Origin of the sequence: Leifsonia sp. Leaf264, assembly GCF_001422325.1 — a bacterium.
In the GTDB taxonomy this organism is placed as follows: Bacteria; Actinomycetota; Actinomycetes; order Actinomycetales; family Microbacteriaceae; genus Orlajensenia.
In genome coordinates, this window is record NZ_LMMR01000004.1 from 695,541 (window position 1) to 719,898 (window position 24,358).

At 67.8% G+C, this 24,358-nt stretch carries 20 protein-coding genes; 12 read left to right on the plus strand and 8 right to left on the minus strand.

Annotation, left to right across the window (positions count from 1 at the left end; genetic code table 11):
- Positions 1 to 45 precede the first annotated feature (45 nt).
- The gene (gene uvrB, locus ASF30_RS08645) at positions 46 to 2,109 is read left to right on the plus strand and encodes an excinuclease ABC subunit UvrB (RefSeq protein WP_055904593.1); all 2,064 of its coding nucleotides are present in this window, start codon (positions 46 to 48) and stop codon (positions 2,107 to 2,109) included.
- A gap of 207 nt (positions 2,110 to 2,316) precedes the next feature.
- Here the strand turns inward: uvrB and ASF30_RS08650 are convergent, their stop codons facing one another.
- Together ASF30_RS08650 and ASF30_RS08655 are read right to left on the minus strand one after the other, a co-directional pair.
- Complete coding sequence (locus tag ASF30_RS08650; protein ID WP_055904596.1) at positions 2,317 to 2,775, minus strand: Clp protease N-terminal domain-containing protein; 459 nt, start codon at positions 2,773 to 2,775, stop codon at positions 2,317 to 2,319.
- Positions 2,768 to 2,977: a hypothetical protein gene (locus ASF30_RS08655; RefSeq protein ID WP_055904599.1), complete on the minus strand. Its 210-nt coding sequence runs from the start codon at positions 2,975 to 2,977 to the stop codon at positions 2,768 to 2,770. The genes ASF30_RS08650 and ASF30_RS08655 overlap by 8 nt, the downstream gene beginning before the upstream one ends.
- A gap of 284 nt (positions 2,978 to 3,261) precedes the next feature.
- Between ASF30_RS08655 and uvrA the strand changes: the two genes are divergently transcribed.
- From uvrA to ASF30_RS08705, 10 genes are all read left to right on the plus strand, one after another.
- A complete protein-coding gene (gene uvrA / locus ASF30_RS08660; protein ID WP_055904602.1) occupies positions 3,262 to 6,165 on the plus strand; it encodes an excinuclease ABC subunit UvrA in 2,904 nt (967 codons plus the stop codon).
- 5 nt (positions 6,166 to 6,170) lie between these two features.
- Positions 6,171 to 8,057 (plus strand): excinuclease ABC subunit UvrC, encoded by a 1,887-nt coding sequence (gene uvrC / locus ASF30_RS08665; protein WP_055904604.1) that lies wholly within the window; start codon positions 6,171 to 6,173, stop codon positions 8,055 to 8,057.
- Positions 8,058 to 8,118: 61 nt separating this feature from the next.
- Entirely contained in the window at positions 8,119 to 8,991 is an 873-nt protein-coding gene (gene rapZ / locus ASF30_RS08670; protein ID WP_055904607.1) for an RNase adapter RapZ, read from the plus strand.
- Between the two features lie 51 nt (positions 8,992 to 9,042).
- On the plus strand, positions 9,043 to 10,023 hold the full coding sequence (gene whiA, locus ASF30_RS08675) for a DNA-binding protein WhiA (RefSeq protein ID WP_055904612.1): 981 nt from the start codon (positions 9,043 to 9,045) through the stop codon (positions 10,021 to 10,023).
- A gap of 146 nt (positions 10,024 to 10,169) precedes the next feature.
- The gene (locus tag ASF30_RS08680) at positions 10,170 to 10,796 is read left to right on the plus strand and encodes a superoxide dismutase (RefSeq protein ID WP_055904615.1); all 627 of its coding nucleotides are present in this window, start codon (positions 10,170 to 10,172) and stop codon (positions 10,794 to 10,796) included.
- A gap of 94 nt (positions 10,797 to 10,890) precedes the next feature.
- Positions 10,891 to 11,898, plus strand: coding sequence for a type I glyceraldehyde-3-phosphate dehydrogenase (gap, locus tag ASF30_RS08685; protein ID WP_055904618.1), 1,008 nt, complete (start codon positions 10,891 to 10,893; stop codon positions 11,896 to 11,898).
- 8 nt (positions 11,899 to 11,906) lie between these two features.
- On the plus strand, positions 11,907 to 13,121 hold the full coding sequence (locus ASF30_RS08690; RefSeq protein ID WP_055904621.1) for a phosphoglycerate kinase: 1,215 nt from the start codon (positions 11,907 to 11,909) through the stop codon (positions 13,119 to 13,121).
- Positions 13,112 to 13,900: a triose-phosphate isomerase gene (gene tpiA, locus ASF30_RS08695; protein ID WP_055904624.1), complete on the plus strand. Its 789-nt coding sequence runs from the start codon at positions 13,112 to 13,114 to the stop codon at positions 13,898 to 13,900. Before ASF30_RS08690 ends, tpiA begins: the two co-directional genes overlap by 10 nt.
- Before the next feature lie 108 nt (positions 13,901 to 14,008).
- Entirely contained in the window at positions 14,009 to 14,260 is a 252-nt protein-coding gene (secG, locus tag ASF30_RS08700; protein ID WP_055904627.1) for a preprotein translocase subunit SecG, read from the plus strand.
- A 36-nt stretch (positions 14,261 to 14,296) separates the two neighbouring features.
- Entirely contained in the window at positions 14,297 to 14,662 is a 366-nt protein-coding gene (locus ASF30_RS08705) for an RNA polymerase-binding protein RbpA (RefSeq protein ID WP_055904630.1), read from the plus strand.
- 74 nt (positions 14,663 to 14,736) lie between these two features.
- Here the strand turns inward: ASF30_RS08705 and pgl are convergent, their stop codons facing one another.
- From pgl to tkt, 6 genes are read right to left on the minus strand one after another with little or no spacing between them, the layout of a single operon-like run.
- Positions 14,737 to 15,504 carry a 6-phosphogluconolactonase gene (gene pgl / locus ASF30_RS08710; RefSeq protein WP_055904633.1) on the minus strand — a complete coding sequence of 256 codons (768 nt, stop codon included), beginning with the start codon at positions 15,502 to 15,504 and terminating at the stop codon, positions 14,737 to 14,739.
- Positions 15,501 to 16,466, minus strand: coding sequence for a glucose-6-phosphate dehydrogenase assembly protein OpcA (locus ASF30_RS08715; protein WP_055904636.1), 966 nt, complete (start codon positions 16,464 to 16,466; stop codon positions 15,501 to 15,503). The genes pgl and ASF30_RS08715 overlap by 4 nt, the downstream gene beginning before the upstream one ends.
- Complete coding sequence (gene zwf / locus ASF30_RS08720) at positions 16,463 to 18,004, minus strand: glucose-6-phosphate dehydrogenase (protein WP_055904640.1); 1,542 nt, start codon at positions 18,002 to 18,004, stop codon at positions 16,463 to 16,465. Before zwf ends, ASF30_RS08715 begins: the two co-directional genes overlap by 4 nt.
- A gap of 15 nt (positions 18,005 to 18,019) precedes the next feature.
- Positions 18,020 to 19,621: a glucose-6-phosphate isomerase gene (locus tag ASF30_RS08725; RefSeq protein WP_055904641.1), complete on the minus strand. Its 1,602-nt coding sequence runs from the start codon at positions 19,619 to 19,621 to the stop codon at positions 18,020 to 18,022.
- Positions 19,618 to 20,730, minus strand: coding sequence for a transaldolase (gene tal / locus ASF30_RS08730; protein WP_055904645.1), 1,113 nt, complete (start codon positions 20,728 to 20,730; stop codon positions 19,618 to 19,620). Before tal ends, ASF30_RS08725 begins: the two co-directional genes overlap by 4 nt.
- 27 nt (positions 20,731 to 20,757) lie before the next feature.
- Positions 20,758 to 22,851, minus strand: a complete 2,094-nt coding sequence (gene tkt / locus ASF30_RS08735; protein ID WP_055904649.1) for a transketolase — start codon at positions 22,849 to 22,851, stop codon at positions 20,758 to 20,760.
- Between the two features lie 354 nt (positions 22,852 to 23,205).
- On the opposite strand from tkt, the gene ASF30_RS08740 reads away from it, so the two are divergent.
- Positions 23,206 to 24,126 (plus strand): heme o synthase, encoded by a 921-nt coding sequence (locus tag ASF30_RS08740; protein ID WP_055904652.1) that lies wholly within the window; start codon positions 23,206 to 23,208, stop codon positions 24,124 to 24,126.
- Positions 24,127 to 24,358 lie beyond the last annotated feature (232 nt).

The window sequence follows — 24,358 nt, forward strand, 5'->3', positions numbered from 1 at the left end:
ACAGCGCCGGGGGAGTGTGTCGGTGGTCGAACCTAGACTCGAAGGATGCAACCGACACGTTCCGTGCGCCCTTTCGAGGTCATCAGCGAGTACACCCCGAGCGGTGACCAGCCGACGGCCATCGCCGAGCTCGCCGGGCGCATCAACGCCGGCGAGACCGACGTCGTGCTGCTCGGTGCCACCGGTACCGGCAAGTCGGCGACCACGGCCTGGCTCATCGAGCAGGTGCAGCGGCCCACGCTCGTGCTGGCCCACAACAAGACGCTGGCCGCGCAGCTCGCGAACGAGTTCCGCGAGCTCATGCCCAACAACGCCGTCGAGTACTTCGTCTCCTACTACGACTACTACCAACCAGAGGCCTACGTGCCGCAGACGGACACGTTCATCGAGAAGGACTCGTCGGTCAACGCCGAGGTGGAGCGGTTGCGGCACTCCACGACCAACTCGCTGCTCAGTCGCCGCGATGTCATCGTGGTGTCCACGGTCTCCTGCATCTACGGCCTCGGCACGCCCGACGAGTACATGAACGCCATGATGGCGCTGCAGGTCGGCCAGAGGGTCGACCGCGACTGGCTCATCCGCAAGTTCGTCTCGATGCAGTACCAGCGCAACGACGTCGACTTCTCCCGCGGCAACTTCCGCGTTCGAGGCGACACCATCGAGATCATCCCGATGTACGAGGAACTGGCCATCCGCATCGAGATGTTCGGTGACGAGATCGAGGCGCTCTACAGCCTGCATCCGCTCACCGGCGACGTCGTGCGCAAGCTCGACGCCGTCGCCGTCTTCCCCGGATCGCACTACGTGGCCTCGACCGATGTGATGCAGCGCGCCATCGGCACCATTCAGACCGAGCTTCACGAACGCCTGATCGAACTCGAACGCGAGGGCAAGCTGCTCGAGGCACAGCGCCTGCGCATGCGCACCTCCTTCGACCTCGAGATGATGGAGCAGATCGGATTCTGCTCCGGCATCGAGAACTACTCGCGCCACATCGACGCCCGGGCGCCGGGGGAGGCGCCGCACTGCCTGCTCGACTACTTCCCCGATGACTTCCTGGTCGTCATCGACGAGTCGCACGTGACGGTTCCACAGATCGGGGCCATGTACGAGGGCGACTCCTCCCGCAAGCGCACCCTCGTGGAGCACGGCTTCAGGCTGCCGAGCGCGCTCGACAACCGCCCCCTCAAGTGGAACGAGTTCAAGGAGCGCGTCGGCCAGACCGTGTACCTCTCGGCCACCCCCGGACGCTACGAGATGGGAATCGCCGACGGCATCGTCGAGCAGATCATCCGTCCGACCGGACTGATCGACCCGCAGATCGTGGTGAAGCCCTCGAAGGGCCAGATCGACGACCTGCTCGAGGAGATCAGGCTGCGCGCTGCGAAGGACGAACGCATCCTGGTCACGACTCTGACCAAGAAGATGGCCGAGGAGCTCACCGACTTCCTCACCGAGGCCGGGGTCCGAGTGCGTTACCTGCATTCGGATGTCGACACCCTGCGCCGGGTGGAGCTTCTCACCGAACTCCGGGCCGGCGTCTACGACGTGCTCGTCGGCATCAACCTGCTGCGCGAGGGCCTCGACCTGCCCGAAGTCTCGTTGGTCGCCATCCTCGATGCCGACAAGGAGGGCTTCCTCCGTTCATCGACGTCTCTCATCCAGACGATCGGCCGCGCCGCGCGCAACGTGTCCGGCGAGGTGCACATGTACGCCGACGTGATGACGGACTCGATGGCCAAGGCCATCGAGGAGACCACGCGTCGCCGCGAGAAGCAGGTCGAGTACAACACCCTCAATGGCATCGATCCGACGCCGCTTCGCAAGCGCATCGCCGACATCACCGATGTGCTGCAGCGCGAGGAGGCCGATACCGCCGAGCTGCTTCGCGGGCGCGATGCCCGCAAGAAGGCTCCGACGCCCAACCTGCGCCGCGAGGGCATCGCGGCATCCGGGGCGAATCAGCTCGAAGACCTCATCGCCGACCTCAACTCGCAGATGCTCGAGGCTGCCGGCGAGCTCAAGTTCGAACTCGCGGGGCGACTGCGCGATGAGCTCTCCGACCTGAAGCGCGAGTTGCGCCAGATGGAGAAGGCCGGCCACATCTGATCCCGCCCTGAGGTTCTTCTGGCGAGGTCGTTGTGGGGCGGGTCGCGGCGGGGCGGCTCTGCCGAAGTCCCGCCCAAGGATGCCCACCGAACCCCGGACTTCGGCAGAGCCGCCCCACCGCTCGCTTCGCGAGCGAGTGGGGGGCGAGGGGATGTGGAACCGAGGAGGGCTGAAGTGCCGCTCTCGCCGCGACTGGCGCCGTCGCCGTCAGCCGCGCTGCAGGGCCGATCGGGCCCGGGCCGCGTCGACGCCGAGCCTGGAGAGCAGCGCGGCGGCCGGGTCGGGCTCGGGCCGCTCGAGCAGGGCCAGCACGAGGTGGCGGAGTTCGATCCGCCGTGACCGTTCGACGACCGCGTACTCGAGCGTGCGCTTCATCACGGCCTTCCCGCCGGCCGTGAGGCGTGGCCGGGGTGTTCCGACCGCGTGGACCAGCGGCCCGTAGGCGGCCACATCGACGCCGATCTCGGCGAGCGCCTCTCGATCCGCCGCATCGGCTGCCGCCTCGGCGACCGCGGCGTCGACGCCGAGCGCCGACGCGATCCCGTCATCGTCGAGGGCGGCCAGAAGCAGGTGCTCGGTTCCGAGACGTCGGTCGCCCCGACGGCCGGCGACCTCGACCGACCGCACCACGGTGTTCCTGGCCTCCACTGCGAATCGCTCAAACATGGCGTTCCTCCTTCGCGTACTTGGTGTGCACGGACTGGCGGGTGACGCCGAGGGCGTCCCCGATCTGCTCCCACGACCATCCGGCCGCGCGAGCTGCAGCCACGTGCGTTGCCTCGACGCGCTCCGCGAGCCTGTGCAGTGCCAGCACGGCCCGCAGGCCGGTCGCCGGGTCCACCGCCGTGGTCTTCTCTTCCTCGTCCATGGTGTCAGTCTGAACTGACAAACTCCTTTTGTCAATTCAAACTGACGTCGGCTTCGCTGAACGTCGGCGGTGGGGCGGCTCTGCCGAAGTCCGGGGTTCGGCGGGCATCCTTGGGCGGGACTTCGGCCGAGCCGCCCCACCGCGCTCACTGCGGTACCTGCTGAGCATCCATGGGCGCGACTTGGGGGATTCCATCCCCACCACGACCCTCGGAGCGGCGCCCGTTCGCTGTGGGCACGTGCCGCCCGGAGGAGAGTGTCAGTGGGGCCTCGTAGACTTCTGGGGTGTCTGTGTCAAAGGTCGAAAATCGCTCCCAGCTGAGTGTCCGCGGAGCCCGCGTGCACAATCTCCAGAACGTCGACCTCGACATTCCGCGTGATGCCCTCGTGGTGTTCACGGGTCTCTCAGGGTCCGGCAAGTCCTCGCTCGCGTTCGACACGATCTTCGCCGAAGGACAGCGCCGATACGTGGAATCGCTGTCGGCGTACGCCCGCCAGTTCCTCGGCCAGGTCGACCGTCCCGACGTCGACTTCATCGAGGGCCTGAGCCCCGCGGTCTCCATCGACCAGAAGTCCACGAACCGCAACCCGCGCTCGACCGTCGGCACCATCACCGAGATCTACGACTACATGCGCCTGCTCTGGGCGCGCATCGGCGTCGCCCACTGTCCGATCTGCGGTGAGACCATCCAGCGCCAGACGGTCCAGCAGATCGCCGACCAGCTCATGGAACTGGATGCCGGCATCAGGTACCAGGTCGTCAGCCCCGTCGTCTCGCAGAAGAAGGGCGAGTTCGTCGACCTGTTCAAGGAGTTGGCGGCATCCGGCTACTCCCGTGCGATCGTCGACGGCGAGACCATCCAGCTGAACGAGCCGCCGCTGCTCAAGAAGCAGGTCAAGCACGACATCTCCGTCGTCATCGACCGCCTGGTCGCCGGCCCCGAGATCCTCGGTCGGCTCACCGACTCGCTCGAGACCGCACTGCGCCTCACCGACGGCCTCGTCAGCATCAACTACGTCGATGCGACCGGTCCTGAGGCCTGGCAGAACTTCTCCGAGAAGCTCTCCTGCCCGAACAACCACCCGATCCAGCTCACCGAGATCGAACCGCGCACGTTCTCGTTCAACGCCCCGTTCGGAGCGTGCCCCGAGTGCTCCGGCCTCGGAACACGGATGTCCGTCGACGAGGACCTGCTCCTGGGCGATCACGAGCTGAGCATCGCCGAAGGCGTCATCCTGCCGTGGACCTCGCAGGGCAAGAGCCTCTACAACTACTACGAGAAGCTGCTCGAAGGGCTCTCCCGCGATCTCGACTTCTCGCTCAAGACGCCGTGGAGCGACCTTCCCGCGAACGCCCGCAACGCCGTGCTGCGCGGGGAGAACTTCGAGGTGCGCGTCAAGTGGCGCAACCGCTACGGCCGGGAGATGAGCTACACCTCGGGCTTCGAGGGTGTCGTGCCCTACATCGAGCGTCAGTACCTGCAGGCCGAGACCGACGTGCAGCGCGCACGGTGGTCGGAGTACCTGCGCGAGGTGCCCTGCCCCGTCTGCGACGGCAAGAGGTTGAAGCCCGAGGTGCTCTCGGTGCTCATCCACGGGGCGAGCATCGCCGACGTGGCAGAGCTCAGCCTGACCGATGCCCGCGGATTCATGGACAAGATGGTGCTCACCGACCGCGAGCAGACCATCGCAGCGCAGGTGCTGCGAGAGATCAAGGTGCGCCTCGACTTCCTCATCAGGGTCGGGCTCACCTACCTCAACCTGTCCCGCGCCGCAGCGACGCTGTCGGGCGGCGAGGCCCAGCGCATCCGTCTGGCCACCCAGATCGGATCCGGGCTCACGGGCGTGCTCTACGTGCTCGACGAGCCGAGCATCGGCCTGCATCAGCGCGACAACCGCCGCCTGATCGAGACCCTGATCGCCCTCCGCGACCTGGGCAACACCCTCATCGTCGTCGAGCACGACGAGGACACCATCCGCACCGCCGACTGGATCGTCGACATCGGCCCCGGCGCCGGCGTCAACGGAGGCAAGGTCGTGCACTCGGGCTCGTACGACGACCTGCTCGCCAACCATCGCTCGCTCACCGGCGACTACCTGTCCCGCCGCAAGGAGATCATCACGCCGCACACCCGGCGCAAGATCGACAAGGAGCGCATGATCACCGTCGTCGGCGCCGAGGTGAACAACCTGCGCAAGGTCACTGTGGACTTCCCGCTCGGCACCTTCACGGCCGTCACCGGCGTGAGTGGATCGGGCAAGTCGTCCCTCGTCAACGACGTCCTGTACAGGGTGCTCGCCAACAAGCTCAACGGTGCTCGCAAGCTTCCCGGCAAGCACACCCGGGTCACGGGCCTCGACCACCTCGACAAGGTCGTGCACGTCGATCAGGCGCCCATCGGCCGCACTCCGCGCTCGAACCCGGCCACCTACACGGGAGTCTTCGACCGCATCCGCAACCTGTTCGCCGAGACCGTCGAGGCGAAGGCGAGGGGCTACCTGCCCGGCCGGTTCAGCTTCAACGTCAAGGGCGGTCGCTGCGAGGCGTGCTCGGGTGACGGCACCATCAAGATCGAGATGAACTTCCTGCCCGACGTGTACGTCGCGTGCGAGGTCTGCGGTGGCTCCCGCTACAACCGCGAGACCCTGCAGGTGCACTACAAGGGCAAGAACATCTCCGAGGTCCTCGAGATGCCGATCAGCGAGGCCGCCGAGTTCTTCGAGCCGATCAGCGCCATCCACCGCTACCTCAAGACCCTCGTCGACGTCGGCCTGGGCTACGTCACGCTCGGCCAGAGCGCCACCACCCTGTCGGGTGGAGAGGCGCAGCGGGTGAAGCTCGCGACCGAGCTGCAGCGCCGCTCCAACGGCCGCAGCGTGTACGTGCTCGACGAGCCGACGACGGGCCTCCACTTCGAGGACGTGCGCAAGCTCCTCATCGTGCTGAACGGCCTCGTCGACAAGGGCAACACCGTCATCGTGATCGAGCACAACCTCGACGTCATCAAGTCGAGCGACTGGGTCATCGACATCGGACCCGAGGGCGGATCGGGCGGCGGCCAGATCATCGCGACGGGCACGCCGGAGGCGGTCTCCCGCAGCACGAAGAGCCACACCGGCCAGTTCCTGCGCGAGGTGCTCGAAGCGGATGCGGAGAACCACGGCGTCATCGCCCGAGTCGCGGGCTGAGGCCCATGGCGAACGTCCTGCCGTACCGGCCGAAGGCGGGGGAGATCCCCACGCAGCCGGGCGTCTACAGGTTCCGCGACGCGTCGGGTCGGGTGCTCTACGTCGGCAAGGCGAAGAACCTCCGGGCCAGGCTCAGCAACTACTTCGCACCGCTGCACACTCTCCATGAGCGCACGCGCCGCATGGTCACGACAGCGGCCGGCGTCGAATGGACCGTCGTCGGCAACGAGGTCGAGGCGCTGCAGCTCGAGTACACCTGGATCAAGGAGTTCGACCCGCCGTTCAACGTCATGTTCAAGGACGACAAGTCCTATCCCTACATGGCGGTGACCCTGGGCGACGAGGCGCCGCGGGTGCTGGTCACCCGCAACACGAAGATCCGCGGCGCCCGGTACTTCGGGCCGTACCCGAAGAAGTGGGCCGTCGACGAGGTCATCGAGCTGATGATCAAGGCGTTCCCCATCCGCACCTGCAAGGACTCCGACTACAAGCGCGCCATGCAATCGGGCAAGCCGTGCTTCGCCGGACAGATCGGGCGCTGCTTCGGCCCGTGTTCTGGCAAGGTCACCATCGAGGAGCACCGCGAGGCGGTCAAGCGCTTCGTCTCGTTCATGGCCAACCAGGACAGGCGCATGGTCGCCGAGCTGGTGCTGGAGATGAAGGCGGCCTCCGAGGAGCAGAACTACGAGCTGGCCGCCCGCCGGCGCGACCAGGTCGTCGCGCTCGAGGCGGTGCTGGAGAAGAGCGCTGTCGTGCTGCGCGAGTCGGTCGACATCGACCTGTTCGGCATCGTGCACGATGAGCTCGCCGCCGCAGTGCAGCTCTTCGTCGTCCGCGGTGGGCGCATCCGGGGTGTGCGCGGTTGGGTCGTCGACAAGGAACTCCACATGTCGATGGCCGAGCTCGTCGACTCGATCGTGCCGCAGGTCTACGCCGAGGGGCTGACGCCACCGCGCGAGATCGTCGTGCCGGAACTGCCGGAGGACGCCCCGGCGCTGGAGAGCTGGCTCGAATCCCGCAGCCCGACCAAGGTGCGGCTGCGGGCCGCCCAGCGCGGCGACAAGGCCGCCCTTCTCGAGACGGCGAACCAGAACGCCGGGCATGCGCTCATGCTCTACAAGACCAGGCGCAGCGCCGACTTCACCTCGAGGTCGAAGGCACTCGAGGACATCCAGGAAGCCCTCGGGATGGCGGATGCCCCGCTTCGCATGGAGTGCTACGACGTCTCCCACCTCAGCGGAACCAACATCGTCGCCTCGATGGTGGTGTTCGAGGACGGCCTGCCGCGCAAGGACGAGTACCGCCGCTTCAACATCCCCGAGTCCACCGACGACACCGACTCGATCCACAGGGTGCTGACACGTCGCCTCGCCTACCTCGCGCACCCCGAGACCGAACCCGACCCGATCGAGGTCGTGACGAGCGACGGCGTCGTCGAGCCGGCCAAGCGCCGCAAGTTCAGCTACAGCCCGAACCTGCTGATCGTCGACGGCGGCCAACCGCAGGTCGCCGCAGCCGAGCGCGCGTTGCGCGAGTCGGGGGTGACGGGCATCCAGCTCTGCGGCATAGCGAAACGGCTCGAGGAGATCTGGCTGCCCGACTCGGACTTCCCGGTCATCCTGCCGCGCAACAGCGAGGCGCTGTTCCTGATCCAGCGCATCCGCGACGAGGCGCACCGTTTCGCGATCACGCACCAGCGCACGAGGCGCAAGCGCGACATCGCCTCAGTGCTCGGAGAGGTGCCCGGCCTGGGTCCGGCTCGCGTGCGGGAACTGCTGCGACACTTCGGCTCCGTGGCCAGGTTGAAGCTCGCGACCTCCGAGGAGATCGCCGAGGTGTCGGGCATCGGACCGACCCTTGCGGGGGCCATTCGCACCCATCTCGACTCCTGAGCGGCCGCGGGTCGGTAGGCTGGAGGCTCCCACCCCCTAGAACGAAGGCGCATTCGAGGCCATGACGGACGTCGAGCAGAAGGAAGTCCTCATCATCACGGGGATGTCCGGTGCCGGCCGATCCACCGCGGCTGACGCGCTGGAGGACTTGGGCTGGTACGTCGTCGACAACCTGCCGCCGCAGATGCTCCGGCCGCTGGTGGAACTGGTCGAGCGGGCGTCGTCCGGGCTTCCGAAGATCGCGGCCGTCGTCGACATCCGTGGCCGTGACTTCTTCGACGAGATCAGCGAGATGATCAGCGTGCTGCGCGGGGGGACCGAGCTCCGGGTGGTCTTCCTGGATGCGACGGATGCCGCCCTCGTGCGCCGCTTCGAGTCCGTGCGCCGCCCGCATCCGCTGCAGGCCGACGGCACGCTGCTCGACGGCATCGGCGAGGAGCGTACGCGCCTCGGTGCCATCCGCGAGGCCAGCGACATCGTCATCGACACCTCCGAGCTCAACATCCACCAGCTCGCGATGGCCGTCACGGAGCTGTTCGCCGAGGAGGGAACCGCCGAGGTGCGGGTCACCATCGTGAGCTTCGGCTTCAAGTACGGTGTTCCGGCGGATGCCGACCACGTCGCCGACGCCCGCTTCCTCCCGAATCCGTTCTGGGACCCCGCCCTCCGCTCCCAGACAGGGCTCGACGCCCCGGTCCGCGACTTCGTGCTCGGACAACCAGGGGCGCGCGAGTTCGTCGAGCTGTACGCCGCCGCGCTGCATCCCGTGCTCGCCGGCTATCGCCGGGAGAACAAGCGCCACGCGACCATAGCCATCGGGTGCACGGGCGGAAAACACCGCTCGGTCGCCCTCGCCAGGGAACTCGCCCACGAGCTGGAGCAGATCCCCGGGATCGGCGTGAGCGTGAAGAACCGCGACCTCGGTCGCGAGTAGATTCCGCTCGAACCCGCACTACGAACAGAACGCAACAGAATGGAACATCGATTGGCTCTCACAGCCGACGTCAAAGAGGAACTCGCCCGTACCGAGATCAACCGCACCACGGTGCGCGCGGCTGAACTGGCAACGGTCCTGCGCTTCTCGGGCGGTCTCCACCTCATCTCGAGCCGCATCGCCGTCGAGTCCGAACTCGACTCGGCATTGATCGCCCGCCGCGTGCGCAAGGACCTGGCCGAGATCTACGGCGTGCGCAGCGACGTCTCGGTGGTCGCGGCGACAGGACTGCGCCGCACGAGCCACTACCTCGTCCGCGTGCTCGACGGTGGCGAGACCCTCGCCAGGCAGACGGGACTCCTGGACGCCCGCCGCCGGCCCATCCGCGGCCTCCCGAACCGGCTCACAACGGGATCCCGCGAGGAGATCTCCGCGGTCTGGCGGGGCGCCTTCCTCGCCAGCGGAAGCCTGACCGATCCCGGACGCTCGGCGGCCCTCGAGGTCACCTGCCCCGGCAACGAGGCGGCTATGGCCCTCGTCGGTGCAGCGGGTCGCCTCGGCATCCCCGCTAAAGCGCGCGAGGTGCGCGGCATCCACCGCGTGGTCATCCGCGACGGCGAGGCGATCAGCTCGATGCTCGTGGCCATGGGCGCCACCGACACCGTGCGCAACTGGGAGGAACTGCGTCAACGCCGCGAGGTGAGGGCGACGGCCAACAGGCTGGTCAATTTCGACGACGCCAACCTCCGCCGTTCGGCACAGGCCGCCGTCGCGGCGTGCTCGCGAGTCGAGCGGGCGCTCGAGATCCTCGGCGACGACGTTCCCGACCACCTGCAGTACGCCGGCGACCTGCGGTTGCGCTTCCGTGACGCGAGCCTCGACGAGCTGGGCCACCACGCCGAGCCGCCGATGACGAAGGATGCCGTCGCCGGGCGTATCCGCCGGCTGCTCGCCATGGCGGACAAGAAGGCCGTCGACCTCGGCATCCCCGACACCGAGGCGAATCTCCCCGCCGACCTCGACGACGTCTGAGTCCAGCGAAGTCGGCATGTGTCAAGCCCGGGAAGCATTCCTGAGCCGTCACGGTTGCCGTCACTAGACTGGAAAAGTCGCCCTCACGGGCACCTCGATCGCCACGCGCGACGCGCGTGGCTCCACTAGGAGGATGAACAACGCACATGGCTGATTACACGCTGCCGGAACTCGCCTACGACTACTCGGCCCTCGAGCCGAGCATCAGCGGCACCATCATGGAGCTGCACCACTCGAAGCACCACCAGGCCTACGTGACCGGCGCGAACACCGCCCTGCAGCAGCTCGCTGAGGCCCGCGACAGCGGCAACCTCGCGAACGTGAACAAGCTCGAGAAGGACCTCGCGTTCAACCTCGGCGGTCACGTGAACCACTCGATCTTCTGGACCAACCTCTCGCCGGACGGCGGCGACAAGCCCACGGGCGAGCTCGCTGCAGCCATCGACGACAACTTCGGCTCCTTCGACAAGTTCCAGGCGCACTTCACCGCCACGGCACTCGGCGTCCAGGGCTCCGGATGGTCGGTTCTGGCATGGGACTCCATCGGTCAGCGCCTCATCATCGTGCAGTTCTTCGACCAGCAGGCGAACTTCCCGGCCGGGACGATCCCGCTGCTGATGCTCGACGTCTGGGAGCACGCCTACTACCTCGACTACAAGAACGTGCGCGCCGACTACGTCAAGGCGTTCTGGAACATCGCCAACTGGGCGAACGTCGAGCAGCGCTTCGTGACCGCGCGAGAGAAGACCTCGGGCCTGCTGCTACTGTCATAGCGGATGGGTCGTCCTGGCGACCCAGGACACCGTCGTCCGGTTCTGTTCACCATCAAATACGCGCATATCGCGCCATCTGCAACAGGAGTCATTCGTGTCCGTAAAGATCGGAATCAACGGATTCGGCCGCATCGGCCGTAACTACTTCCGCGCCGCCCTCGCCAAGGGAAGCAACCTCGAGCTCGTGGCGGTGAACGACCTCACCGACAACAAGACGCTTGCGCACCTGCTCAAGTACGACTCGATCACGGGCCGCCTCGACGCCACCGTCGAGTACGACGACGAGAACATCATCGTCAACGGCAAGAAGATCCGCGTCTTCGAGGAGCGCGACCCCGCGAACCTCCCGTGGGGCGAGCTGGGCGTCGACATCGTCATCGAGTCGACCGGCCGCTTCACCAAGTCCGACGACGCGCGCAAGCACATCACCGCCGGCGCCAAGAAGGTCCTCGTGTCGGCTCCCGCCACCGGGTCCGACGTCGCGACCATCGTCCTCGGCGTGAACGAGGGCACGTACGACGCCGCAGTTCACGACATCATCTCGAACGCATCCTGCACGACGAACTGCCTCGCGCCGCTCGCCAAGGTGTTCAACGACGAGTTCGGCATCGAGCGCGGTCTCATGACCACGGTCCACGCCTACACCGCCGACCAGAACCTGCAGGACGGCCCGCACAGCGACCTCCGCCGCGCCCGCGCCGCAGCGCTCAACATCATCCCGACGTCGACCGGTGCAGCCAAGGCCCTCGGCCTCGTCCTGCCCGAGCTCGTCGGCAAGCTCGACGGCTACGCCCTGCGCGTTCCGGTGCCGACCGGCTCGATCACCGACCTCACAGTCACCGCCTCGCGTCCTGTCACGGTCGAAGAGGTCAACGCCGCGTACAAGGCTGCTGCCGAGGGTCCCCTCAAGGGCATCCTCAAGTACACCGAGGACGAGATCGTCTCCAGCGACATCGCCGGCGACCCGCACTCCTCGATCTTCGACGCCGGACTCACCAAGGTGATCGGCGACCAGGTCAAGGTCGCCAGCTGGTACGACAACGAGTGGGGCTACTCCAACCGTCTCGTCGACCTCGCCGAGTACGTCGCAGAGAAGCTCTAAGGGCTGGCGTGTCGCTTCGCACCATCTCGGAACTCGGGCCGCTCGCCGGCACGCGTGTCATCGTCCGTTGCGATCTGAACGTCCCCCTGAAGGACGGAACGATCACGGATGACGGCCGCGTGCGGGCGTCGCTGCCGACACTGAACGCCCTGCTCGAGCAGGGCGCGAAGGTCGTCGTCATCTCCCACCTCGGTCGTCCCGATGGTGCACCCGACGCGCGCTACAGCCTGGCGCCGGTCGCCGAGCGGCTCTCCGAGCTGCTCGAGCGACCGGTCGCCTTCGCCACCGACACCGTGGGGGAGTCTGCGGCATCCGTCGTCGACGCACTCGAGGACGGCGGCATCGCCGTCCTGGAGAACCTCCGCTTCAATGCCGGTGAGACGGCGAAGGATGCCGCTGACCGCGTCGTCTTCGCCCAGCAGCTCGCGGCGTTCGGCTCCGTCTTCGTCTCCGACGGATTCGGTGTCGTGCACCGCAAGCAGGCGAGCGTCTACGAGCTCGCTGAGCTGCTCCCGAGCGCTGCCGGTACCCTCATCGAGGCCGAACTGACAGTGCTCGAGAAGCTCACCCGCACGCCCGAGAAGCCGTACGCGGTCGTTCTGGGCGGCTCGAAGGTCTCCGACAAGCTCGGCGTGATCGGGCACCTGCTGCCTCGCGTCGACTCGCTGCTCATCGGCGGCGGCATGCTCTTCACCTTCCTCGCGGCCCAGGGCCACAAGGTGGGCTCGAGCCTGCTCGAGGCCGACCAGATCGACACTGTCACGGGCTACCTCGCCGAGGCCGAGCGCCTCGGCGTGCAGATCGTCCTGCCGACGGATGTCGTGGTCGCCTCGAAGTTCGGTGCCGACGCCGAGCACGTCGTGACGGCGGCCGACGCCATCGAGGAGACGCCGTTCGGTGCCTCCGGCCTCGGCCTCGACATCGGCCCCGACACGGCGGCTCACTTCGCCGAGGTCATCCGCGGGTCGAAGACGGTGTTCTGGAACGGCCCCATGGGCGTGTTCGAGCTCGAGCCGTTCGCGGCCGGGACACGCACCGTCGCCGAGGCACTCACCCAGGTCGACGGCCTCAGCGTCGTCGGCGGTGGCGACTCCGCCGCCGCCATCCGCTCCCTCGGGTTCGCTGATGACGACTTCGGACACGTTTCCACGGGAGGCGGCGCGAGCCTCGAGTTCCTCGAGGGCAAGCACCTCCCCGGCTTGGAGGTACTCGGATGGCACTGAACCGCACCCCGCTGATCGCGGGCAACTGGAAGCTCAACCTCGATCACCTGCAGGCCATAGCCTTCGTGCAGAAGCTGGCCTGGAGCCTCGGCGACGCGAAGCACGACTTCGCCGGCGTCGAGGTGGCGGTGTTCCCGCCGTTCACCGACCTGCGCAGCGTGCAGACCCTCGTGGCCAGCGACAAGCTCCCGATCGCCTTCGGCGCGCAGGACCTGTCGGCCCACGACTCCGGTGCCTACACCGGTGAGATCTCCGGCGCCTTCCTCGCGAAGCTCGAGTGCAGCTACGTCATCATCGGTCACTCCGAACGACGGACGCTGCACAACGAGACCGACGAGGTCGTCGCGGCCAAGGTGCAGGCGGCTCTCCGCCACAGCCTGGTCCCGATCATCTGCGTCGGCGAGACCGCAGAGGACCTCGAGACCCACGGACCGAGCGCGGTGCCCGTCGCCCAGCTGCGGGCGGCCCTCGCCGGCGTCAACAGCGCTGCGGACATCGTGGTGGCCTACGAGCCGGTCTGGGCCATCGGCTCCGGCCAGGCCGCGACGCCGGACCAGGCGGAGCAGGTCGCCGCTGCACTGCGCGCAGTGCTCGTCGAGCTCCTCGGAGACGATGTGGCGGCGAAGACCCGCATCCTGTACGGCGGCTCCGTGAAGGCGGCGAACATCGCCGGCTTCATGCGCGAGCCGAACGTCGACGGCGCTCTCGTCGGAGGCGCCAGCCTCGACCTCGACGAGTTCGCGAGCATCGCGCGGTTCAAGCAGCACGTCGGCCTCTGAGACGACCACGCGGCGGGCGGTCCGGGTTCCCGGGCAGCCCGCCGCGTGCCGTTATACTGGCCAGAGTTCTTCCGGCGCTTCGTCGCGCCGATCTTCGAAAGGTTTTCCGTGGACATCCTCCAGGTCGTACTCCAGGTCATCCTGGGCCTGACGAGCCTCCTGCTCACCCTGCTCATCCTGCTCCACAAGGGTCGTGGCGGCGGTCTCTCCGACATGTTCGGCGGCGGGGTGACCTCGAACCTCGGTGCGTCCGGTGTCGCCGAGCGCAACCTCAACCGCATCACGGTCATCCTCGGCCTGGTGTGGATCTCGTCGATCGTCGTCCTCGGCCTCATCACGAAGTTCGAAACCGGCGCCTGAGCGCCCTCACCCTCTTCACGGATTTAAGGACAAGCAATGGCTTCAGGTGGTAGCGCGATCCGCGGTTCTCGCGTCGGCGCAGGCCCCATGGGCGAGCAGGACCGCGGATTCCACGCCGAGCGCGTGGCCGTGTCCTACTGGGACGCCCTCGGCAATGAGACCGTGCGGCACTTTGCCGCGAACCTCCCGGCCGAGGAGATCCCCGAGACCATCGACTCTCCCTCGTCGGGACTGCCCGCCGGGCGCGACAAGGAGAACCCTCCTCTCGTCGCCAAGATGGAACCGTACAAGACCCACCTCGCGTACGTGAAGGAACGACGCACCGAGGAGGAGGCCGAGCAGCTCCTCGATGAGGCGCTCCAGCAGCTGCGCGTGCGTCGAGGCACCGCCGCCTCCGAGTAGGCACCACGACATGACGAAGGGCCGCATCCGATCGGATGCGGCCCTTCGTATTCGTACGGCCTGTCGGCGCCGGGTCAGTAGCTCGGTGCGATGAGGTTCTCGGGAACCTCGGATGCCGCCTCGGCGTCGACGAAGAACACTGTGCGCTTGCGGCCCTTGATGCCGGCGACAGGAACCTCGTCACGGGCGGCGCCAGCGAGGGCCAGGCCGAGTGCCGATGCCTTGTCGGCGCCGGAGAGCACCATCCAGACCCGCTCCGAGGAGTTGAGAGCCGGACGGGTCAGGCTCAGCCGCTCCGGCGGCGGCTTGGGGGAGTTGCGCACAGGGATGACGCTTCGGTCCTCGATGCTGATGCCGGACCTGTGCGGGAACAGCGAGGCGATGTGTCCGTCGGGCCCGACACCGAGGAAGGTGATGTCGAATCTCGGGGTGGCGTCGCCCTCACCGTGAGCCTCGAGCTCGGCGGCGTACTGCACGGCAGCGTCGTCGAGCGTGATGCCGGAGTCCGAGGACGGATACGCGTGCACGTTCTCGGCGGGAACGCTGATGTGGTCGAGCAGTGCCTCGCGAGCCTGCTGGTCGTTGCGCTCGGGGTCGCCGGCGGGAAGCCAGCGCTCGTCGCCCCACCAGAAGCTCACGCGCGACCAGTCGATGGTGTCGCGGGCCGGGCTGGCGTTGATGGCCGCGAGCACCGCCGTGCCGACGCGCCCGCCCGTGAGCACCACGTTCGCCGCGCCCTGGTCATCGAGGATGTCGACGGTCTTCGTGATGAAGCGAGCAGCGACCGAGGCTGCGAGCGAACCGGTGTCGGCGTGCACCAGGACGCGGCGTTCGTTGGTCATGCGAGAGGGCCCTCCGTAATCGCGCTCGGGGCGCCCAGGGTGGCCAGTCCACCCGTGATGACCTCACCATACAGTTCATCGGGGTCGAGCCTGCGCAGTTCGTCGGCCAGGCAGTCGCGCAGGCTGCGGCGCGCGAGCGCCACGTCATGCGTCGGCTGACCGGGCTGGGTGAGCGTCGCGACGCCGCCGTGCTTGCGCACGAGGTCGATCGACTCCTCCCCGCGGAACAGCCGCACCCCGTGGATGCCCTGCGAGCTCTCCGGGCCGGTGAGCTCGTAGTCGGTCTGCACCTGCAGCGCGAGGTGCAGCCACGCCGCCAGCAGGGTCGTCGACGGCGAGTCCGCCGAACCGGAGACCTGCACTGCGGTGACGTTCTCGTACGGCGGCTGGTCGAGCACGGCGGCGAGCTGGGCCCGCCACAGCGTGACGCGGGTCCATGCGAAGTCGGTGTCGCCCGGCGTGTAGTTCTTCGCGCAGGCCTCGAGGGCGAGCTGCGGATCGGCGTGACGACGGGTCGCATCGGTGATCCGGCGCAGCGCGATGAGGCCGAGCGGCGACTTGCCGGGAACCTCGGGAGCGCGGCCGGGCCACCACACGACGACGGGGGCGTCGGGCAGCAGCAGGCCCATGATGAGGCTCTGCTCGTCCGTGGCAGTCGGACCGGAGGGTCGCAGGATGACGACCTCGCTCGCGCCGGCATCGCCACCGACGCGGATCTCCGCGTCGAGGCCAGGGGCCGCATCCGGAGCCGAATCGGGATCGGTCGAGATGACGATGACCCGCATGGGGTGCTCGCGCGACGCGTCGTTGGCGGCCTCGATGGCCTCCTCGGTGATCGCCTCGTCGGAGGCGATGACGAGGGTGAGCACGCGGCCGAGGGCGACGGCGCCGCCCTCCTCGCGGATCTTGACGAGTGCCTTCGAGATCCCACTCGTCGTGGTGTCGGGCAGGTCGACGATCATGGACGCCTCCAGGTACGGCCGTCGCGGGCCAGCAGTTCATCGGCTTCGGCAGGACCCCAGGTGCCGGGGTTGTACTGCTCGGGTTGGCCCTGGGTCTCCCAGAACTCCTCGATCGGGTCGAGGATCTTCCAGGACAACTCGACCTCCTCGTGCCGGGGGAAGAGGGGCGGGTCGCCGAGGAGCACGTCGAGGATCAGACGCTCATAGGCCTCGGGGCTCGCCTCGGTGAAGGCGTGTCCGTAGCCGAAGTCCATCGTGACGTCACGCACCTGCATGCCGGCGCCGGGAACCTTCGAGCCGAAGCGGATCGTGACCCCCTCGTCGGGCTGCACGCGGATGACGAGGGCGTTCTGGCCGAGCTGCGAGGTCTGGCTGCCGGCGAAGATCTGCTGCGGCGCACGCTTGAAGACCACGGCGATCTCGGTGACCCGGCGGCCGAGGCGCTTGCCGGCACGCAGGTAGAACGGGACTCCTGCCCAGCGGCGGGTACCGATCTCGAGCTTGACCGCTGCGTAGGTCTCCGTGGTGGACTCGGGGCTCATGCCGTCCTCCTCGAGGAACCCGAGGACCTTCTCACCGCCCTGCCAACCACCGGCGTACTGGCCGCGAGCCGTCGCCGTCGAGAGGTCGGCCGGCAGCCGGACCGCTGCGAGCACTTTCTCCTTCTCCGACCGCAGGGCGGAGGCGTCGAAGGAGATCGGCTCCTCCATCGCGGTCAGGGCGAGGAGCTGCAACAGGTGGTTCTGGATGACGTCGCGCGCGGCGCCGATCCCGTCGTAGTAGCCGGCACGACCACCGACGCCGATGTCCTCGGCCATCGTGATCTGCACGTGGTCGACGTAGTTGGCGTTCCAGATGGGCTCGTAGAGCTGGTTGGCGAAGCGCAGGGCGAGGATGTTCTGCACAGTCTCCTTGCCCAGGTAGTGGTCGATCCTGAACACCGAGTCCTGGGGGAAGACCGAACCGACCATCTGGTTCAGCTCGCGGGCCGACTCCAGGTTGTGGCCGAACGGCTTCTCGATGACGACGCGTCGCCACTGCCCGTCCTCGGCCTCGGCGAGGCCGGAGCGGCGCAGCTGCTCCGTCACCTGGGGGAACGCCTTCGGCGGGATCGACAGGTAGAACGCGTGGTTGCCCATCGTGCCGCGATCGCGGTCGAGCTCGGCCAGCGTCTCCTTCAGGGTCTCGAACGCCGCGTCGTCGTCGAAGGTGCCGGGCACGAAGCGGATGCCCTGCGCGAGCTGGGTCCACACCTCCTCGCGGAACTCGGTGCGCGCGTACTGCTTGACCGAGTCGTGCACGATCTTCATGAAGTCCTGGTCCTCCCAGTCCCGTCGGGCGAACCCGACGAGACCGAATCCGGGAGGAAGCAGGCCACGATTGGCGAGATCGTAGACGGCCGGCATCAGCTTCTTGCGCGACAGGTCTCCCGTCACGCCGAAGATGATGAGCGCGCTCGGACCGGCGATGCGGTTGAGCCTGTAGTCGATCGGTGAGCGCAGTGGGTTGTGCTCGGCCGACACGTCAGCGGGGTTCATACTGCTCCTTCGCGACTAGCGGATCGCGTCGAACAGCGCCGCGGTGTCTGCGGCGGCGTTCGTCAGGTTCAGGCGCAGGACGGGGCGGTCGTGGTCGGCCAGCACGCTGGCGTCGCCGATGGCCTGGGCCTGGATGAGCTCCCCGAACGTGAACGGGATGCCGGGGATCTCGAGATCCTCGACGGCGTTCTGCGTGATCTGCAGGAACACGCCGACGGCGGGACCGCCCTTGTGGAACTGACCGGTCGAGTGCAGGAAGCGAGGTCCCCATCCGAAGGTCACGGGGCGGCCTGAGCGCTCGGCGAGGATCGCGCGCAGCTCGGTGAGCTGCGGGAGCGCCAGGCGGTCGACGTAGGCCTGGATGGCGATGTAGCCGTCGTCGCCGACCTCTTCGAGAAGCACCTCGATGGCCGAGACCAGGTCGCTCGACGCCCCGATGACATCGGGAGTGCCGCGCACCTCGATGCCGCCGGTGACGAACGCCGCAGGCTCGGGGGCCGGGCGGGCGTCGAGGAGGGCGCGCGTGGCGATCTTGGCCGACTCGACGTCGGGCTGGTCGAACGGGTTGATCCCGAGCAGGCGACCGGCGACGGCGGTGGCGTACTCCCACACCAGGAACTGCGCGCCGAGGGTTCCGCTCACACGGATCTCGTCGGCACCGTCGACGAAGACGTCGTCTCCGGCGTCATCGACCAGGCGCACCAGCTGCAGGTCGGCGAGCTCGTCCTTCAGCTCGGGGGCGTCCTTCTCGAGCACGACGGGCAGGATGCCCTTGCCGAGCTTTCCGGTGGACTCGGCGATGAGCTGCTCGGCCCAGTCTCCGAAGCCGACGATGTGGGTGCCGTCGGTGATGATGCCCAGCTTGTCGCGCAGGGGAGAGGTGCCGGCGATGGCCGCGCCCAGGATGAGTCCGGGGTTCGACGCGTCGTCGATGGCGAGGCTGAGCGCGATGGTCTCGGCCTCGTCGAGGAGCTCGCCGATGTCGACGCCGGACAGGCCGCTCGGCACCAGGCCGAAGGCCGTGAGGGCCGAGTAGCGTCCACCGACGTTGGGGTCGGCGTTGAAGACCCTGTAGCCGGTCTCGCGGGCGTTCTTGTCGAGCGGCGATCCGGGGTCGGTCACCACGATGATGCGGGTGAGCGGGTCGATGCCGGCGTCCGTGAACGCGGCCTCGAAGGCACGGCGCTGGCTGTCGGTCTCGGTGGTCGAGCCCGACTTCGACGAGACCACGAGGGCGGTCTCGGCGAGCCTGTCGCCGAGGGCGCTGAGCACCTGGCCGGGCTCGGTGGAGTCGAGCACCGTGAGGTCGACGCGTGCCGTGTTGGTGATGACCTCGGGAGCGAGCGACGATCCGCCCATTCCGGCGAGGGCGATGTGGCGCACTCCTGCGGCGTGGAGCTCGTCGCGCAGGGCGTTGATCTCCTCGACGAGCGGGCGGGAGATCGCGACGGACTCGGTCCAGCCCAGGCGCTTCGCGGCCTCGGACTCGGCATCCGGTCCCCAGAGGGCGGCGTCGAAGCCCGTGATGCCCGAGGCGACGAGATCTTTCACGAGAGTGGGGACGTGCGTGCGCACGGCCTCGGCTGCGGCTCCGCTCACCGAGATGCGGAAGCTCATTTCGCTGCCTCGAGAGCTGTCTTCACGGTCTCGAGCAGCTCGCCCCAGGAGACGATGAACTTCTCGACGCCCTCCTTCTCGAGCAGGGCGGTCACCTCGTCGTAGGAGACGCCGAGGCCCTCGAGCTGGTCGAGGATCTCACGGGCGGCGTCGTAGGAGCCGCTGACGGTGTCGCCCTCGATGACGCCGTGGTCGAAGGTGGCCTCCATCGTCTTCTCGGGCATCGTGTTGACGACGCCCTGCGCGACGAGGTTCGTCACGTAGAGGGTGTCGGGCAGAGACGGATCCTTGACGCCGGTCGACGCCCACAGCGGGCGCTGCACGTTGGCCCCGGCCCGCAGGAGGTTCTGGGCGCGGTCGGTCGCGAACTCGTCCTTGAAGAGCTCGTAGGCCAGCTGGGCGTTGGCGACGCCGGCCTTGCTCTTGAGCGCGAGAGCCTCGTCGGTGCCGATGGCGGTGAGTCGCTTGTCGATCTCGGTGTCGACGCGCGACACGAAGAAGGAGGCGACGGAGTGGATGGTCGAGAGGTCGATGCCCGCGGCCTGAGCCTTCTCGAGTCCGGCGATGTAGGCCGCGATGACGGCCTGGTGACGCTCGAGGCTGAAGATCAGGGTGACGTTGACGCTGATGCCGGCTCCGATGACCTCGGTGATGGCCTCGAGGCCCTCGACCGTTGCCGGGATCTTGATCATCGCGTTGGGGCGGTCGACCTTGGCCCAGAGCTGCTTGGCCTGTTCGATGGTCTTCGCGGCGTCGTGGGCGAAGCCGGGCTCGACCTCGATCGAGACGCGGCCGTCGACGCCGTCCGTGGCGTCGTACACGCCGCGGAAGATGTCGGAGGCGTTGGCCACGTCATCCGTCGTGATCTCGAAGACGGCCTCGTCGACCGATGCGCCGCGAGCGGCGAGTTCGGCGACCTGAGCCTCGTAGGCGTGGCCGTTGGCGAGGGCGCCGGCGAAGATCGTCGGGTTCGTGGTGACGCCCACGACGTTCTTCTCCTCGATGAGCTTCGCGAGGCCGCCCGACGTGATGCGCTCACGCGAGAGGTCGTCGAGCCAGATGCTGACGCCGGCTGCTGAGAGCTCGGCGAGGGGGGTGGTTCCGGTCATGTGTTCAGATCTCCTTCATGCTGCGCATCACGCGGATGCGAGCGACTCCTTGGCTGCGGCGACGACGGCTTCAGCCGTGATGCCGAATTCGCGGAACAGCGTCTTCCAGTCGGCCGAGGCACCGAAGTGCTCGATCGAGATGCTGCGGCCGCGGTCTCCCACGTACTTGTCCCAGCTCATCGAGATGCCGGCCTCGACCGAGACACGGGCCGTGACGGATGCCGGGAGCACCGACTCGCGGTACTCGGCCGACTGCTCCTCGAACCACTCCAGGCTCGGGGCGGACACGACGCGGGCGTTGATGCCGTCGGCCTTCAGCGCCTCGCGCGCCTGCACGGCGAGCTGCACCTCGGATCCGGTGGCGATGAGGACGACGTCGGGCGTGCCGTTCGCGGCCTCGGCCAGGATGTAGGCGCCCTTGGCCGTGTTCTTCGCCGAGGCGAAGACGTCGCCGGATGCCTCTCCGTCACCACGCTCGAACACCGCGATGTTCTGGCGGGTGAGGGCGATGCCGGCCGGTCCCTGGCGGCGCTTGAGGATCTCGAGCCAGGCGTAGGACACCTCGTTCGCGTCGCCCGGGCGGACGACGTCCAGCCCGGGGATCGCGCGCAGCGTGGAGAGCTGCTCGACGGGCTGGTGGGTCGGGCCGTCCTCGCCGAGGGCGACCGAGTCGTGCGTCCAGACGTAGATCGCCGGCGCCTTCATGAGCGCGGCGAGACGGACGGCCGGGCGCATGTAGTCGCTGAAGATCAGGAAGGTGCCGCCGAACGGGCGCGTGTTGCCGTGCAGCACGATGCCGTTCAGGATCGCGCCCATGGCGTGCTCGCGGATGCCGAAGTGCAGCACGCGGCCGTACTCGTTGCCGGTCCACTCGTGGGTGGAGTGCTCGCTCGGCACGAAGGAGGCGGCGTTCGTGATGGTGGTGAGGTTCGACTCGGCCAGGTCGGCCGATCCGCCCCACAGCTCGGGCACGACGCCGGCGATGGCGTTGATGACCTTGCCGGATGCCGCACGGGTCGAGACCTCGACGCCGGCCTCGAACACGGGCAGCACGTCCTCGACGCCGTCGGGCAGCTCGCCCGTCAGCACGCGGTCGAGCAGCTGCTTGCGCTCGGGGTTCGCCTCGGCCCAGGCGTCGAAGGACACCTGCCATTCGGCGTGCTGGGCGGCGCCCCGCTCGACGGCCGCACGGGTGTGGGCGAGGACCTCGGGGTCGACGTCGAAGGTCTTGTCGGGGTCGAAGCCGAGAACCTCCTTGACGGCTGCGAGCTCTTCGGCTCCCAGGGCCGACCCGTGGATCTTGCCGCTGTTCTGCTTCTTCGGGCTGGGCCAGCCGATGATCGTCTTCAGGATGATCAGCGACGGCTTGTCAGTCTCGGCCTTCGCAGCCTCGATCGCGCGGTTCAGCTCGGCGACGTCCTCGACGTACTCGCCGGTCTTCTTCCAGTCGACGGTCTGCACGTGCCAGTGGTAGGCCTCGTAGCGGGCCGCGACGTCCTCGGTGAAGGCGATGTTGGTGTCGTCCTCGATGGAGATCTGGTTGCTGTCGTAGATGACGACGAGGCTTCCGAGCTCCTGGTGGCCGGCCAGCGACGAAGCCTCGCTGGTGATGCCCTCCTGGAGGTCGCCGTCTCCGGCGATGACGTAGATGTTGTGATCGAAGGGGCTCGTGCCGGCTGCGGCATCCGGGTCGAACAGTCCGCGCTCGAAACGCTGGGCGTAGGCGAAGCCGACGGCGGAGGAGAGGCCCTGGCCCAGTGGGCCGGTGGTGATCTCGACGCCGTCGGTGTGGCCGTACTCGGGGTGGCCCGGTGTGAGCGAACCCCAGGTGCGGAGTGCCTTGAGGTCGTCGAGCTCGAGGCCGTAGCCGCCGAAGTAGAGCTGGACGTACTGGGTCAGCGAGCTGTGGCCGGCCGAGAGGATGAAGCGGTCGCGACCGATCCATTCGTTGTCGGACGGGTCACGGCGCATGACCTTCTGGAACAGCAGGTAGGCCGCCGGGGCGAGGCTCATGGCCGTTCCGGGGTGGCCGTTGCCCACCTTCTCGACCGCGTCCGCCGCGAGGATGCGTGCGGTGTCGACGGCCTTGGCGTCGATGGGTTCCCATTGCAGAGCTGGCACTGGTCACTGACCCTTCTCAATGCGTCAGGAGCCACCGCGAGTGCAGGGGCCCCGTTGTTGTCGGAGCGCGCCGTTGTCATCCTTGGCACAGCATGGAAAGCGCAGGATCGATGCGGTCGATGATGAGGATCGGATCGCGCCGGGCGCACAGGCTGATAGGCGAGCCTTCCCAGTATAGATACAGCGACTTTGTCTATTACGGACGAAGAGGCGGCACGCGGTCTCAGTCCCGTTGCAGGATCCCCACAGTCGGCCGTCCTGCGCGAGCGGTGGCGGTGGGGCTGCTCGGCGCGCCGATGGCCTAGACTGGATGCAGCATTCCCGGGCCGACTATTTCCCGGATTATGGGGAGTAATGAACGTCGCACTTGAGACACGATCCGCCGCGTCCTCCATCGGAGTCCGACGCAAGCTGAACGCGTACCTCTCGTTGACGAAGCCGCGCGTCGTCGAGCTCCTCCTCGTCGTGACGGCCCCGACGATGATCCTCGCCCAGGGCGGCATCCCGTCGCTGTGGCTCGTGCTCGCGACCCTCATCGGCGGTGCCATGAGCGCGGGCTCGGCCGGAGCCTTCAACTGCTACATCGACCGCGACATCGATCGCCTGATGAAGCGCACGAAGAACCGCCCGCTCGTGACCGGCGACCTGTCGGACCGCGAAGCCCTCGTGTTCGCGTGGGGCCTCGGCATCGCCTCCATCGTCTGGCTCTGGGTCTTCACCAACTGGCTCGCCGCGGTGCTGTCACTCGGGGCGATCCTGCTCTACGTCGTGTTCTACAGCCTGATCCTGAAGCGCCGCACCTCCCAGAACATCGTCTGGGGCGGCGTCGCCGGCTGCATGCCCGTGCTCATCGGCTGGGCCGCCGTCACGGGCAGTCTGAGCTGGACCCCCTTCATCCTGTTCGCGATCATCTTCCTCTGGACGCCGCCGCACTACTGGCCCCTGTCCATGAAGTACCGGGAGGACTACAAGGCGGCGGGAGTGCCGATGCTCGCCGTCGTCCGCGGACGGGCGCAGGTCGGACTCCAGGTCATCCTGTACGCGTGGGCCACTGTCGCCTGCTCGCTGCTCCTCATCCCCGTCGCCGGCATGGGCCTGCTGTACACGGCCGTCGCCCTCGTCGTCGGCGGATGGTTCATCTACGAGTCGCACAGGCTCTACGACCTGGCCATCCGGCACGTCGAGGTGTCGCCGATGCGCGTGTTCCACGGCTCGATCGCCTACCTGTCGCTGCTCTTCCTCGCGATCGGCATCGACCCGCTGCTGCCGTTCTAGTCCTCCGTCTCGACGGATCGGGCGTCCGAGCAGCATCCTGGCGGCATCCGGGCGGCACGCGGCACGCGGCACGCGGCCAGCAGAATCCGCGCCACGCGCCATATACGGGGCCTCTGCGCCAACCAACGGGGCGGGTGAATTCATACAGTCGTTGCAACGTGAGGGGTTGCGATGAGTGTGAGGTACTCGAGCCAGGTGCGGGCGTCGTTCATCGAGGCTGTCTGTGCGGGGT

Excerpts from the sequence above, each read along its gene's own strand:
- zwf (WP_055904640.1), bottom strand. The coding sequence starts at position 18,004 with ATGAACCCCGCTGACGTGTCGGCCGAGCACAACCCACTGCGCTCACCG.
- ASF30_RS08725 (WP_055904641.1), bottom strand. The coding sequence starts at position 19,621 with ATGAGCTTCCGCATCTCGGTGAGCGGAGCCGCAGCCGAGGCCGTGCGC.
- ASF30_RS08655 (WP_055904599.1), bottom strand. The coding sequence starts at position 2,977 with ATGGACGAGGAAGAGAAGACCACGGCGGTGGACCCGGCGACCGGCCTG.
- uvrB (WP_055904593.1), top strand. The coding sequence starts at position 46 with ATGCAACCGACACGTTCCGTGCGCCCTTTCGAGGTCATCAGCGAGTAC.
- rapZ (WP_055904607.1), top strand. The coding sequence starts at position 8,119 with ATGACGGACGTCGAGCAGAAGGAAGTCCTCATCATCACGGGGATGTCC.
- ASF30_RS08650 (WP_055904596.1), bottom strand. The coding sequence starts at position 2,775 with ATGTTTGAGCGATTCGCAGTGGAGGCCAGGAACACCGTGGTGCGGTCG.
- ASF30_RS08680 (WP_055904615.1), top strand. The coding sequence starts at position 10,170 with ATGGCTGATTACACGCTGCCGGAACTCGCCTACGACTACTCGGCCCTC.
- tpiA (WP_055904624.1), top strand. The coding sequence starts at position 13,112 with ATGGCACTGAACCGCACCCCGCTGATCGCGGGCAACTGGAAGCTCAAC.
- ASF30_RS08740 (WP_055904652.1), top strand. The coding sequence starts at position 23,206 with ATGAACGTCGCACTTGAGACACGATCCGCCGCGTCCTCCATCGGAGTC.
- uvrC (WP_055904604.1), top strand. The coding sequence starts at position 6,171 with ATGGCGAACGTCCTGCCGTACCGGCCGAAGGCGGGGGAGATCCCCACG.
- ASF30_RS08705 (WP_055904630.1), top strand. The coding sequence starts at position 14,297 with ATGGCTTCAGGTGGTAGCGCGATCCGCGGTTCTCGCGTCGGCGCAGGC.
- tal (WP_055904645.1), bottom strand. The coding sequence starts at position 20,730 with ATGACCGGAACCACCCCCCTCGCCGAGCTCTCAGCAGCCGGCGTCAGC.
- pgl (WP_055904633.1), bottom strand. The coding sequence starts at position 15,504 with ATGACCAACGAACGCCGCGTCCTGGTGCACGCCGACACCGGTTCGCTC.
- ASF30_RS08715 (WP_055904636.1), bottom strand. The coding sequence starts at position 16,466 with ATGATCGTCGACCTGCCCGACACCACGACGAGTGGGATCTCGAAGGCA.